This is a genomic window from Sphingomonas sp. TF3 (assembly GCF_003985085.1).
Classification (GTDB): domain Bacteria; phylum Pseudomonadota; class Alphaproteobacteria; order Sphingomonadales; family Sphingomonadaceae; genus Sphingomonas.
Map to the genome: position 1 here is coordinate 43,011 of NZ_RWKS01000008.1, position 13,012 is coordinate 56,022.

The following is a 13,012-nucleotide window of genomic DNA, read 5'->3' on the forward strand; positions in this document are numbered from 1 at the left end:
GGCTTTTTGGTCGGTCGTCGGCGGTATAGACTACTCAGGCTGGCGTCGGGCTTGTAGGCAGCGGGTATGAAGCCCGTCATCTTCGGCCTTTCCGGCCTTGCCCTGACCCCCGCCGAGCGCGCCTTCTTCGCGAGTGCTAACCCCGCCGGGTATATTCTGTTCAAACGCAATATCGAGAGTCGCGCGCAAGTGCGGGCGCTGACCGATAGTCTGCGCGACCTGTCGGGGCGCGACGACGTACCGATCCTGATCGATCAGGAGGGCGGCCGCGTCGCACGGATGGGGCCGCCCGAATGGCCGAGCTTCCCGGCGGGCCCCGCGTTCGATGCGCTGTACGACATTGCGCCCATCTCCGCGATCGAGGCGGCAAGCGCCAATGCCGAGGCGATCGCTTTGATGCTGGCTGAAGTTGGCATCAACGTCGATTGCCTGCCGCTGCTCGACGTGGTGCAGCCCGACACGACCGAGGCGATCACGATCCGTGCGCTTGGGTCGGAACCGATGCGCGTTGCCGCTTTGGGCCGGGCGATCCTGCAGGGGTTGCAGCGTGGCGGCGTGGTCGGGGTGGTCAAGCATATGCCCGGGCATGGCCGCGCGAAGCTCGATACGCATTACCATCTGCCGACCGTCACCGCCTCCGATGCCGAATTGGAGGTCGATCTGGAGCCGTTCGCACGGCTCAACGACGCGCCGATGGGGATGACCTCGCATATCGTGTTCGAAGCCTGGGACGCCGCCCACCCGGCGACGCTTTCCCCGGTGGTGGTCGAGCAGATCATCCGGCAGCGGATCGGTTTTGACGGACTGTTGATGACCGATGACATCGATATGAAGGCGCTATCGGGCACGGCGGCCGACAAAGCGGCGGGGGCGATTGCCGCCGGGTGTGATCTGGTGCTCGATTGTTGGGGGCGGATGGACGAAATGGAGGCGATCGTCGACCGGCTGGACGAGATGTCGCCAGTGTCGAGCGCGCGGCTCGATCGCGCGATGGCGACGGTGGCGGGTGTGCGTGCCGAGGGCGATGTGGCAGCGTTGATCGCCAAACGCGACGCCCTCTTAGCGCTCACTTAAAATCCTCCCCGGCATGGGGAGGATTTGCTAGGCTTCGTTTGTGACCGACGAACCAGAAACGCTCACGCTGGATTTGGAGGGGTGGGAAGGCCCGCTCGACCTGCTGCTGGCGCTTGCGCGCAATCAGAAGGTGGATCTGAAGGCGATTTCGATCCTGGCGCTGGTCGACCAATATCTGCGCTTCGTCGAGGAGGCGCGCGCGATCAAGTTGGAGCTCGCCGCCGACTATCTGGTGATGGCGGCGTGGCTTGCCTATCTGAAATCGGGCCTGCTGCTGCCACGCGACCCCGAAATCGAGCCGTCGCCCGAGGAACTGGCGCTGCGGTTGCACCTGCGGCTCGAGCGCCTGAGCGCAATGCGCGAGGCCGGCGCTCGGCTGGTGGCGCGCGATCGGGTCGGGCGCGACGTGTTTTTGCGGGGCGCGCCGGAGGGCTTGCGGACGCAGCGCAAGGCGCTGTGGCAGGCCGAAATCTACGATCTGATCGCGGCGTATGGCGTCATCAGCGCGCGCACACGCCCGGTGCTGCATGTCGTGGCGCATCGCGCGGTGATGACGTTGGAGACGGCGCTGGAGCGGGTGTCGGCGCTGGTCGGCACGCAAATCGATTGGGCGACGATCGAAAGCTTTCTACCCGAGCAAGCGAATGGTGCCTTTCGCAAATCGGCGCTCGCCTCCAGCTTTCTCGCCGCGCTGGAACTGGCCAAGCAGGGCAGGATTGAACTGCGCCAGCAATCGCCCTTTGCGCCGCTCTACATCCGGGCCTTGGCATGAGCGCGCCCGATCCGCTGGTCCGCGCGGTGGAGGCGGTGCTGTTCGCAGCGACCGAGCCGATGACCGTCGATGCGATCCGTACGCATCTGGAGGGTGTGGAGGTGCGCGCCGCGCTCCGCACCCTTCAAGCTGATTATGCCGGGCGCGGCATCGAACTGGTGCAGCGCGGCGACCGCTGGCATTTCCAGACCGCCGCCGACATGGCGCATTTGCTGCGCCGCACGCATGAGGAACCGCGCAAGCTCAGCCGCGCGGGGATCGAGACGCTGGCGATCATCGCCTATCACGAGCCGACGACTCGCGCCGAGATCGAGGCCATTCGCGGGGTCGCGATTTCCAAGGGTACGCTGGACGTGTTGATGGAGGCGGGCTGGATTCGGCCCGCCGGGCGGCGCGAGGTGCCGGGGCGACCGTTGCTGTACGCAACCACACCGGGCTTCCTGGCGCATTTCGGTCTCGCCAGCAGGCGCGACTTGCCTGGGATCGACGATTTGCGCGCGGCGGGCCTGCTCGATCCGGTCGATCTCGCCTTCGAACGGGTCGATACCATGGGAGAGGTGGAAGTTTCCGACGAGGAGGACTAGATAGGAGGGAATTCAGGAGATCGATCATGGGTGGTTTGAGTTTTGTACACTGGCTAATCTTCGGCGGGATCGCGATCCTCGTCCTGGGTGGTGGCCGGTTCTCGAACATGATGGGCGACGTCGCCAAGGGCATCAAGTCGTTCAAGAAGGGTATGGCTGAAGACGACGAGCCTGTGCGCGAACCAAGCCGGATCGAAGCCAAGAAGGCGGCGGAACCGGTGTTCGACCGCGATGGCAATCGCATTCGCGAAACCGAAATCTGATTTAGCGCTCCGCTGCCATGTTCGATGTCGCATCCTCCGAGGTGATCCTGCTCGGGGTCGTGGCCTTGCTCGTCATCCCGCCCAAGGATTTGCCCAAGGCGATGCGGATTGCCGGGCAATGGGTCGGGCGTGTGCGCGGCGTCGCCAATCAGTTTCGCTCAGGCTTCGACAACATGGTGCGCGAGGCCGAGTTGCAGGAAATGGAAAAGAAATGGGCGGCCGAAAACGCGCGGATCATGCGCGAGCACCCGCCCGAGCCCGTCCAGATGCTACCGATGGCCGATACGCCCGCCGCCTTGCCGCACGACGCCCATGACGAAGATGCGCCGCCGGTGATGGTAGAGCCGCCAAATGTGCATGGTGCCCCGCCGGTCGCATTGCCGGGCGATGCCGAGCCCAAGGCGCATCCGTGAACGCTCCGATCGATGACCTCGAAGCGAGCCGGGCACCGCTGCTCGATCATTTGATCGAGCTGCGCCGTCGGCTGTTCTTCTGCATTGTATCGGTGCTGGTCGCGTTGATCGGCACCTATATCTACTCGCGCGAAATATTCACGGTGCTGGTGCATCCGCTGCTCGCGGCCGGGCAGAAACGGATCGTGACGATCGGCGTGTTCGACGGCTTTTTTGTGCAGTTGAAGGTGGCATTGTTCGCCGCGATCATGATCTCGTTCCCGGTCATTGCGAACCAACTGTGGGGTTTTGTCGCGCCGGGGCTCTACCGCAAGGAAAAGCGTGCGCTCCTGCCGTTTCTGTTCGCCACGCCGGTGCTGTTTATCATTGGTGCGTCGATGGCGTATTTTGTTGCCATCCCCTCGGCGCTGCATTTTTTCCTGAGCTTCCAGGGCAATCTGGGTGGCGTCGAGCAGGAGGCGCTGACCTCGGTTGCGTCCTATCTCGATTTCGTGATGCAGTTTCTGTTTGCCTTCGGGCTGGCTTTCCTGTTGCCGATCCTGCTGATGCTGGTCGAGCGCGCCGGGCTGGTGACGCGCAAGCAATTGGTCAGTGGGCGGCGCTACGCGATCGTCGGCTGCTTCGCGGTGGCGCTGGTGTTGGCCCCGCCCGATGCCGGTTCGATGATCATCCTCGCGATCCCGCTGGTCGCACTGTACGAGCTCGCGCTGATCGCGATCTGGTTTACCGAGCGGCGGCGCGGCAAAGAGGCGGCGACGGAATTGGTCGAAAGCTGACAAGCAAAAGGCCGCCCCGCATCATCGGGACGGCCTTCGATCGGTCGGTAAAGGCTTATTTGGCGCTGTCGGCCGTTTTGGCGACGGTGTCGCCTGCCGATTTCACATCCTTGCCGACGCCTTCGACGGTGTTGCACGCGCCCAGCAGCAACGCGGTAGCGGCGATAGCGATCGTGGTGATCTTGCGCATGATACTCTCCTGAAGACTGTCCGGGATAGCCCGGATGCCTCGCTCCCAATGTTTGGCGATACGCTTGGTTCCGCCTCGTCGAGATAACGCGCGCGGTCAGGCGCAACGGATGAAAAAGCTTGGGCCTGGACGCGCTACCGGGGGGGGAGGGGAAGCGCGGCCAGGCCCGTGTCTTGGATAGCGAGAGCGGGGGGGCATAAAGTCGCTATCCGAACCTGAAAACGGGCCTCGCGCGCTTCGGTTCCGAAAAAATTTGACCTCGGCGTTTTTTATGGCGCGAAATTCAATCGCGCCCGGTTACTGCAACGGCGATCTCATAAGCGCCGACCAGTGGATCGTAGTGAAGCTTCGACCGCAATTGGCGCGCGAGCCCTTCGATCACCCGGCCGTAACGTTCGGCGACCAATGCCCGCATTCTGTCATCGTCGACCAGAGCTGGAGAGTTGACCCTCAATATGGCGCGATCGTCGGTGGGGGCGGCACCGATGGAAATGCGAACTTGTGCCGTCGGGCTGACCGTCATCGCCAATTCGACGATCTCGGTCAGCAGGAAAGCGATCGCAATCGCGACATCCTGATTCGCCAGATAGGGCGCAATGTCGAGCGTAACGCCGATCGGCGAATCGTCCGGCGCGGTCGCGCGGATATTGGAGGCGAGTTCGCCAATGACCGAGCGTAGCGAAAGTCCGCGATTTTCCTCAAGCTCGGCAAAATGGTTGCGGTGGACCACGGCGAGCGCATCTACTCGACGCTGGATCGATGCGTAAGCCTGCGTTGCCTCTGCGCTCCGTGCTGCCCGGGCGTGGAAGTTTATCAGGCTGGAAATGACCTGAAGATTGTTTTTGACGCGATGATGGACTTCGCGGGTCAGCTTTGTCTGGCGCACCAGCCCTTCGGCCAGCCCGGCTTCATGTTCGGCAACCGTCCGGCTGATCGCCCGAAAGGTTTCCCCCAATTCACGAATTTCCTGTGCCGGGAGCGCGTGCATTGCGCCCGGATCGATTTCTTCGCCTGGCACAAAATTGGCTACGCGGGAACGCAACTGTCGCAGCGACCGGATCAGCAGGCGATCGACCACAAACCAGCCAATGCCGGCTGCGGCCGCCCACATGATGATGGGCAGGATGAGCGAGACCAGAACGGGCGAAGTGATCGGGGCGCTGCGCATGCGCGTGGTAAGCGCGATTTCTCCAAGCCCAATCCCCATGCTCAGGCCCGCGCGGCGTTCCAGGGGGGCTTGTCGTGGCAGGTCGGAGAGTATGAGCGCATCGGTGCCGAGCACCAGACGCGCTTCATAAGGCATGGCATAGCCGCTCGGGGCGGCGGTTGCCGCGAGAACATCGACGGGAAAAAAGGCGGCGGCGCGGGTTCGTCCTGACGCGCTCGTTGTGGCAAGCGTCAGCCCCCGACCCGGGTATATCCGTGCCGCGATGGTCTTTTCGGCACCGGCTGCGGTAGGCCAGGGTGCCACCGGCAGTTGCTCGCCGCAGATCAGGCGACTGCGGGCATCCATAATCATGAAACGCGTGCCCGCAGCGATTTGCGGCGCGAATACGCCCTGCGCCCGGGCGCAACTCGGAGCGTCTCCCGGATCTGCCTCCAATGCGTTGAGGGACACACGCAGCGCGGTCATATCCCCGACCAACTCGATGGCGAGCTTGCGGGCGCTTTCGGTTGTCGTGACGCGCAGCTGGGCCTGCGTTGCCTCATCGGCGAGTTCCGCCGTGCGCAATGTTGCAAAGAAGGCGATGATCGCCAGTGGCAGAAGCGCGGCGCTGAGAATCAGAAAAATTTTCGCACCTGTCGGGATGCGATCGACCAGACCGCTTCCCGGACGCGCGGGGGCGGGGTCCCCGGCGATATCCGTCATCGGGAAATCAGTCCAATTTTCCTAAAAGATCCAGCATTTCGGGCGGAATCGCTTCCTCCACCGTGCGCTGATAGACGGTGCGCAAGGCCGCGCCCATATCGCGGTCCTTGCTTTGAACCTTCGCGCCGGTATCGGCCGCGCGTGCCGCACCCGGCTTCTTTGAAGATTCGTCGCCCGAACGCAATGCCGTCCCCCTGAAAACCCGGACATGCCGGATAGTGTTAAAATGCGGCCGTAACAATCCGGCTTGAACCATATGATACGGTGAACCCGTAAAAACAGATTGCATCGCTCCGAGTTCCCCCATGAAACCAAATTGCGCGTCGTTGGTTCCATGCCCAACGCGAATTAACTCCGATGCCATCGGAGCAACAAAACGCGTTGCATATGCGGGGGGCCGCTTCCACAAGGCCCTTCGAGATTATCTCAGGGAGACTCCGACAGTCATGTCGCTAGGACAGCAACTTGCCCCCCATCTTCCGTTCCTGCGCCGCTACGCGCGCGCCCTGACGGGCAGCCAATCGCACGGCGATCGTTATGTGCGCGCCACGCTTGAGGCGATCGTCGCCGCACCCGAAGAGTTCCCGCGTGAGGTTGACCCGCGGCTGGGCCTGTATCGGATGTTCCACGCCATCTGGAACTCGACCAATTACGACGAGAGCCCCGAAAATATGAGCGCGGCGGACGGTGACGGTCAGGAAGCGATCGCGCGGGCACGCCTCGCCCGGATGACCCCGCTATCGCGCCAGGCCCTGTTGCTCACCGCGATGGAGGGCTTCACGCCCGAGGATGCAGCCTATCTGATCGATGTCGACACCAGCGAGGTTGAAGCGCTGGTCGCCGAGGCGCTGAGCGAGATCGAAAAGCAGACGCGCGCGCGGGTGCTGATCATCGAAGATGAGCCGATCATTGCGATGGATATCGAAACGATCGTTCGCGATCTCGGCCATGAAGTGACCGGTGTCGCAGTCACGCGCGACGAGGCCGTTGCACTGGCGATGGAGGACCGTCCCGGCTTGGTGCTGGCCGACATCCAGTTGGCCGACGACAGTTCCGGCATCGACGCGGTCAAGGATATCCTTGCCGAATTCGAAGTGCCGGTCATCTTCATCACGGCTTTCCCGGAACGGTTGTTGACGGGCGAGCGCCCCGAGCCGACCTTCCTGATCACCAAGCCCTTCCAGCGCTCGACCGTGAAAGCGGCGATTGCGCAAGCTCTGTTCTTCGACCAGGCAACCGTTCCCGCCGCTTAAGGGAACCGATTCGTGCCCCCGTGGGTTGGGTTCCATACGATACGGAGCCACAACGACACGGGGGCGCTTATGGCGGACGACGAGAAAATCGAACTGAGTGGCCAAGATGCACGTGCCGGGGCGACTCCGCACGTTACGCGCTACGTCCTCGCGATCTCGTTGACGCTGGTTGTGGTGGCGTTTGCTGCGCTGCTGTTTCTCTACCGCTGAATTTTTCGATGCCGCAGGCGTGATGGACTTCGGCGTCCGTCGGGCCCATCTGTGTTCCGCTACGCGAGACTATATTTCATGACCGACGCGATTGACCAGGAAGAAGACGAGGCAGCGCCCGAGGTCGTCGAGCACGTTTCGCTTTCCGACGCCGAGTTCAAAACTCAGTTGGCGCAGGTCATACCTCATCTGCGTGCTTTCGGGCGCTCGCTTTCCGGCAATCGCGATCTGGCAGATGATCTCGTCCAGGAAACGTTGATGAAGGCGTGGGCGGCGCGGTTGCGCTTTCAGGCCGGTACCAACATGCGGGCGTGGACCTTCATCATCCTGCGCAATCTTTATCTCAGCCAGATGCGCCGCGCGCGCTTCAAAGGCGAGTGGGACGATTTGGTGGCGGATCGTATCCTTGCCGCGCCGGCGAGCCAGGATAAGCATGTCGAGTTGGGCGATATGCAGCGTGCATTGCTGCATTTGCCGCAGCCACAGCGGGAAGCGCTGATTCTGGTTGGTGCGGGTGGCTTTGCCTATGAGGAGGCCGCCGAGATTTGCGGGGTCGCCGTCGGGACGATCAAGAGCCGCGTCGCGCGAGGCCGGGTCGCGCTGGAAGCCGTCATGAACGACAATACGCTGGCATCGCGCCGCACACACTCCAATGAGCCCGGCATGTCCGCCCTGGACACCATTATGGGCGAAGTCGACGATCTCAGCCGCGATCGCGGCTGAGATCGTTATCTCGCGATTTGCCTGGTAATCGGCACACGATCCAGCGCCTGTAGCAAGTCCGCAAAGGAGTCGTCTGCATCAGGCGTGGTGTATGCGGTGTGGAGGGTTACCCTCAGCGCGTCGGAGCGCGATGGTGCTGCAACGACGTAAAGCATATCGCTCGAGTTCCGCGTATAAGGGGCATCGCACATTGACATATGTCAATAACGGACGAAGACGCCTTTTGTTGCTCGCCCATTGTGCCATATCGGCCTGAAATCATCGCGATACGGGAAAGACATGCTTTTCGACCCGCGTATCATCGATGCCGTTGCCCGCGCGCGACAATGGTCGTCGTTTTTGAGCATGCTGTTGCAGCGCGAGCCGGAGATGGCGGCGATGCTGGAAAATGGCGTCCTGCCCGAGCTTCATCGCCTGGCGCGCGATCTCGCCGACATGCCGACGCCACGACGCCTACGGCTCGAGCGACGGCGGCTCGCGCTGCGCGTGGCGATCGGCGATCTCGCCGGATGCGACGATTTGACGGCGGTGACACACGCCCTGTCCGATTTTGCCGATCGAGCGCTCGATTCCGCGATCGTCACCGCGATTGCGGAGCGCACGCCGGACGCCCCCGTGCAGGGCTTCACCGCGATCGCATTGGGCAAGCAGGGCAGCCGGGAACTGAATTATTCGTCCGACATCGATCCGATCCTGCTGTTCGACCCGGCAACGCTGCCGTGCCGGCCCCGCGAAGCGCCGGAAGAAGCGGCCGTTCGGATCGGCAAGCGGGTGGTCGAGATCCTTCAGGCGCGGGACGGCGATGGCTATGTCCTGCGCGTCGATTTGCGCCTGCGCCCGTCGCCGGAGGTGACGCCGATCGCTTTGTCTGTCGATGCGGCGCTTTCCTATTACGAATCGTTGGCACTGCCGTGGGAGCGCGCGGCCTTTATCCGGGCGCGGGCGGCAGCAGGTGACATCGCACTGGGGACCCGTTTTCTCGAAGCGGTTAAGCCGTTCGTATGGCGGCGTGCGCTCGATTTCGGCGCGATCGGCGAAATCCGCGGCATTTCGCGCCGAATCCGCGATCATCATGCGCGCGGGCAAGCGTTCGGCCCAGGCTTTGACCTCAAGCGCGGACGCGGCGGTATTCGCGAGGTCGAATTCTTCGCGCAAATTCATCAATTGATCCACGGCGGGCGCGATCCGGCGCTGCGCGTTCCGGCAACACGGGATGCATTGGGGGCGCTGGCGGCGGCGGGCTGGGTGGATGCTGCGGAAGCGGCGGCGCTGGTGCGCGCCTACACGCTGTTTCGCACGATCGAACATCGCGTGCAAATGATCGACGATCGCCAGACGCACCATTTGCCGACGGGCGCAGCGCTCGATGGCGTCGCGAAGTTGCACGGACTCGAGGACGCGAACGCCCTTCTGGACCTGTTGCGGCCGCATGTTCTGGCGACTGCGGCAAGCTATGATGCGCTGGATCCCGAAGACGGCGATGCTTTGTCTTTCGACCGGGACCACCTTTTGGCGCAGCTCAGCCAGGCCGGTTTCGGTGATGGCGATGTGGCGAGGCAGCGCATCGAGCAGTGGCGAAGCGGCACGTACCCCGCTTTGCGCAGCCCGGCGGCGCGCACCGCGCTCGAGGCGGTTTTGCCGGCCCTCGTTGCCGCGCTGGGCAAGGCCCCCGACCCGCAAGGCGCGATCGTTCGGCTGGACCGGATGCTGGCGCGGCTGTCGAGCGCGGTCAATTTCTTCCGGTTGCTGGAGGCGCGGCCTGCACTGGCGCGGTTGCTGGGCCTCATTCTCAGCCATGCCGTAACGCTGGCCGAAGAATTGGCACGGCGGCCCGAATTGTTCGACGGGTTGATCGACGCAACCGCATTGGATCCGGTGGCCGATCTCGCGACGCTTGCCGCCGAAATGTCGGCCGGTGCGGATTATCAGGGACGGCTCGATCACGTGCGGCGCGTTGTTGGGGAGAAGCGCTTCGCCCTGGGCACGCAGATCGTGTCGGGTGTGTCGGATCCGCTCGCGGTTTCTGCGGGCTATGCGCGTGTGGCAGAAGCGGCGATCGGGGTCCTTGCCGAGGCGACGATCACCGAATTTTCGGGCACGCACGGCACGGTGCCGGGCAGCGAGCTGATCATCCTGGCGCTTGGGCGGATGGGCGGCGGCGCGCTGACCCACGCCTCTGACCTTGATCTCATCTATCTCTTCACCGGAGATCATCTCGCCGAGTCCGACGGACCCAAGCCACTCGGCGCGGTGCTCTATTACAACCGTCTGGCGCAGCGCATCAGCGCCGCGCTCTCGGTGCCGACCGCCTCGGGGCCGCTCTATGAGATCGATACCCGCTTGCGGCCATCGGGCACGCAGGGCCCGCTCAGCGTCTCGCTGGAAGGGTTTGCACGCTATCAACGCGAAAACGCGTGGACGTGGGAGCATATGGCGCTGGCGCGGGCGCGGCCGGTGTTCGGATCGCCCGCCGCGCGCGCCGCCGTCGAAACGGTGATCGGGGACGTGCTGCGCGGCGATCGTCCGGTGCGCAACGTCGTGGCTGACGCGATCGCGATGCGCGCGGAAATGGCGGCGCACAAGCCGCCGCTCGGGCCGCTCGATGCAAAGCTGCTGCCCGGCGGCTTGGTCGACCTCGAATTCGCGGTCCATATGGTGCAACTTGAGAGCGGCCTTGGCCTCGATCCCAATTTGCGCGTCGCGATTGCGGCGTTGATCGCGGCAGGGCGGGCCCCGTCTGAGATGCTCGCGGCACATGATTTCCTGACGCGGCTGCTCGTCACGCTGCGGCTGGTCGCGCCCGACGCCCAGCCGCCGCGGTCGGCTACCCAGGGCCTGGTCGCGCGCGCGCTGGGGCTGGCGGACTGGGCCGAGGTTCTTGCATCGCTCGAAACGACCCGGCAGGAGGTTGCCATCTGGCTGGCGGATGTGGAGGGTGTGGAACCGTGACGATCATCGAGGAAGGCGGGACGCTTCCTGCTATTGAGCTTGCCACTCCGAGCGGAGATCGCCTCAACCTGCGCGACTATGTCGGAAAGATCTTTGTCCTGTATTTTTACCCCAAGGACGACACTTCGGGCTGCACGCGCGAAGCGCAGGATTTCAGCAGCCATTATGCAGAATTTCAGGCGCTGGGGGCGGCCGTTCTCGGCGTTTCGCGGGATACGCCGGCCAAGCACCAGAAGTTCATCGACAAATACGATCTGACGGTGCCGCTGGCCACCGACGATAGCGATGCGGCGATGCAGGCGTTCGGCGTGTGGGTCGAAAAGAAGTTATACGGCAAGACCTATATGGGAATCGATCGCTCCACCTTCCTGTTCGATGCAGCAGGGATTCTGGTTCGCGATTGGCGCAAGGTGAAGGTGCCGGGGCATGTCGTCGACGTGCTCGAGGCGGTCCGCGCGCTCGGCTGATCGATTCGATTCGGGGGCTTTACGGATAGCCTTAGCGATTTGCGCAACGACTCGGCGCAACGATCAGCCGCTTCAACGTGACCCGTGGCGGAAGGCCTTGCCCGAGTGTCACAAACTCCGTCACACACTGCCCGTCCGGATACAGGGGGGCTGTATACGGGCGATAGAGGGGCGGGCGCTGGCGTTTTCCGGCATTCGCATAAAAATAGGTCGCCGGGGTCACATGAACTCAATTTCGATTGCGTCTGGCGTGCGGCTGGTGTCGCGCCTCAAGGCCTATTTCAAGACCCGCGACTTTATCTTTCATGATGGGCGCGACCTGAAGCGCTTCAGCCTCGGCGCGCGCGCACAGGCCACGATGGCGGGTGTTGCCGGCGTTACGCTGTGCTTCTCGGCCTATGGCGTGGCGCAAGCCGCCGTTGGTGCGGTCGCGATGACGGGCATCGTCGGTGCGCCGCTGTCGCCCGAAGCCAAGGTCGCCCAGATGCAGGTCCGCGTCCGCAAGATGCAGGCCGATGTCGCCTCGATCAAAGCTGCCGCGCAGGCACACGCCAAGCGCGTCGAACAGCGCCAGGCGCTGCTGGTTGCGGTCGTTTCCGGCAAGGGTGATGTCGCCGCGCTGTCGCAGCCAACGCCGACGATCGACCCCAAGGCGGATGCCCTGGCCGCTGACGTTGTCGCACCGCTCAAGAAGGTCGAGCAGCAGCAAGTTGCGGTCGCCGCGCGCGCGCAGCGTGTCGCCGAGCAGCGATTTGTCCGCGCCGTCGCGCATGTCCGCAGCCTTGGCCTGGCACCGGAGCGCCTGATGCCGCGCCAGCCCGCCATGGGCGGCCCGTTCGAAGCGGCGGATAGCGCTGCGGCAGAGGCCGATTTGCGCGCCGACACCCAGTTCCGGTCGCTGTTCATGACCTGGAAGAAGCTGGATACGCTGGAGCATGGCGTTATCGCCATTCCATCGGCGCAGCCGGTCGAGCATCTGGCATTCACCAGCAATTACGGCATCCGTTCCGATCCATTCCGCGGGACCGCCGCAATGCATGCCGGGGTCGATATCCCCGGGCCAGTTGGCACGCCGGTCTACGCGACTGCCGATGGCATGGTCGATCGCGCCGAGCGTTCGGGCGGTTACGGCAATTTGGTCGAGCTCGACCATGGCAAGGGTATCCAGACCCGGTACGGGCATCTGTCCAAGATCCTGGTGGAAGCGGGCACGCGCGTGCATCGTGGTCAGTTGATCGCGTTGATGGGCTCGACCGGGCGTTCGACCGGGCCGCATCTGCATTATGAAGTGCGGATCGATGGCCATGCGGTGAACCCGGTGCCGTTCCTGCAAACCGCCGATTATCTGCTGGCGGCGCAGGATCGCTCGATCCACACCATTCCGGTGGCGGTGGGCGGCCCGGCTGCGGCGGACTGATCGGGCGTAATAGGCCGCGTGCGGTTGCCGATCCTGGCGCGAGCGCCTATC

The 13,012-nt window shown here is 63.7% G+C and carries 15 protein-coding genes; 12 read left to right on the forward strand and 3 right to left on the reverse strand.

Annotated elements, in window-relative coordinates:
- The first annotated feature begins 66 nt into the window (after window positions 1–66).
- From EJC47_RS08795 to tatC, 6 genes are read left to right on the forward strand one after another with little or no spacing between them, the layout of a single operon-like run.
- The gene (locus EJC47_RS08795) at window positions 67–1,074 is read left to right on the forward strand and encodes a glycoside hydrolase family 3 N-terminal domain-containing protein (RefSeq protein WP_033965032.1); all 1,008 of its coding nucleotides are present in this window, start codon (window positions 67–69) and stop codon (window positions 1,072–1,074) included.
- Between the two features lie 40 nt (window positions 1,075–1,114).
- Window positions 1,115–1,846, forward strand: coding sequence for a segregation and condensation protein A (locus tag EJC47_RS08800; RefSeq protein WP_033965033.1), 732 nt, complete (start codon window positions 1,115–1,117; stop codon window positions 1,844–1,846).
- Window positions 1,843–2,430 carry an SMC-Scp complex subunit ScpB gene (scpB, locus tag EJC47_RS08805; RefSeq protein WP_033965035.1) on the forward strand — a complete coding sequence of 196 codons (588 nt, stop codon included), beginning with the start codon at window positions 1,843–1,845 and terminating at the stop codon, window positions 2,428–2,430. The genes EJC47_RS08800 and scpB overlap by 4 nt, the downstream gene beginning before the upstream one ends.
- A gap of 26 nt (window positions 2,431–2,456) precedes the next feature.
- Window positions 2,457–2,693, forward strand: coding sequence for a twin-arginine translocase TatA/TatE family subunit (locus EJC47_RS08810; protein WP_033965037.1), 237 nt, complete (start codon window positions 2,457–2,459; stop codon window positions 2,691–2,693).
- 17 nt (window positions 2,694–2,710) lie between these two features.
- Entirely contained in the window at window positions 2,711–3,106 is a 396-nt protein-coding gene (gene tatB / locus EJC47_RS08815) for a Sec-independent protein translocase protein TatB (protein WP_126846935.1), read from the forward strand.
- A complete protein-coding gene (gene tatC, locus EJC47_RS08820) occupies window positions 3,103–3,882 on the forward strand; it encodes a twin-arginine translocase subunit TatC (RefSeq protein ID WP_126846937.1) in 780 nt (259 codons plus the stop codon). The genes tatB and tatC overlap by 4 nt, the downstream gene beginning before the upstream one ends.
- Window positions 3,883–3,937: 55 nt before the next feature.
- Here tatC and EJC47_RS08825 read toward each other — a convergent pair whose 3' ends face one another.
- The 3 genes from EJC47_RS08825 to EJC47_RS08835 form a co-directional block, all read right to left on the reverse strand.
- On the reverse strand, window positions 3,938–4,072 hold the full coding sequence (locus EJC47_RS08825; protein WP_010403958.1) for an entericidin A/B family lipoprotein: 135 nt from the start codon (window positions 4,070–4,072) through the stop codon (window positions 3,938–3,940).
- 283 nt (window positions 4,073–4,355) lie between these two features.
- Window positions 4,356–5,942 (reverse strand): sensor histidine kinase, encoded by a 1,587-nt coding sequence (locus tag EJC47_RS08830; protein WP_126846939.1) that lies wholly within the window; start codon window positions 5,940–5,942, stop codon window positions 4,356–4,358.
- Window positions 5,943–5,949: 7 nt separating this feature from the next.
- Complete coding sequence (locus EJC47_RS08835; protein ID WP_126846941.1) at window positions 5,950–6,306, reverse strand: hypothetical protein; 357 nt, start codon at window positions 6,304–6,306, stop codon at window positions 5,950–5,952.
- Between the two features lie 82 nt (window positions 6,307–6,388).
- Between EJC47_RS08835 and EJC47_RS08840 the strand changes: the two genes are divergently transcribed.
- The 6 genes from EJC47_RS08840 to EJC47_RS08860 all read left to right on the forward strand — a co-directional run bounded on the left by EJC47_RS08840 (window position 6,389) and on the right by EJC47_RS08860 (window position 12,961).
- Window positions 6,389–7,195: a response regulator gene (locus EJC47_RS08840; RefSeq protein ID WP_126846943.1), complete on the forward strand. Its 807-nt coding sequence runs from the start codon at window positions 6,389–6,391 to the stop codon at window positions 7,193–7,195.
- A 69-nt stretch (window positions 7,196–7,264) separates the two neighbouring features.
- Entirely contained in the window at window positions 7,265–7,405 is a 141-nt protein-coding gene (locus tag EJC47_RS21005; RefSeq protein ID WP_185867612.1) for a hypothetical protein, read from the forward strand.
- A 78-nt stretch (window positions 7,406–7,483) separates the two neighbouring features.
- Window positions 7,484–8,128, forward strand: a complete 645-nt coding sequence (locus tag EJC47_RS08845) for a sigma-70 family RNA polymerase sigma factor (protein ID WP_126846945.1) — start codon at window positions 7,484–7,486, stop codon at window positions 8,126–8,128.
- A 279-nt stretch (window positions 8,129–8,407) separates the two neighbouring features.
- Window positions 8,408–11,077, forward strand: coding sequence for a glutamine-synthetase adenylyltransferase (locus EJC47_RS08850; protein WP_126846947.1), 2,670 nt, complete (start codon window positions 8,408–8,410; stop codon window positions 11,075–11,077).
- Complete coding sequence (locus EJC47_RS08855; protein ID WP_126846949.1) at window positions 11,074–11,544, forward strand: peroxiredoxin; 471 nt, start codon at window positions 11,074–11,076, stop codon at window positions 11,542–11,544. Before EJC47_RS08850 ends, EJC47_RS08855 begins: the two co-directional genes overlap by 4 nt.
- 223 nt (window positions 11,545–11,767) lie before the next feature.
- The gene (locus EJC47_RS08860; protein ID WP_010403942.1) at window positions 11,768–12,961 is read left to right on the forward strand and encodes a M23 family metallopeptidase; all 1,194 of its coding nucleotides are present in this window, start codon (window positions 11,768–11,770) and stop codon (window positions 12,959–12,961) included.
- Window positions 12,962–13,012 lie beyond the last annotated feature (51 nt).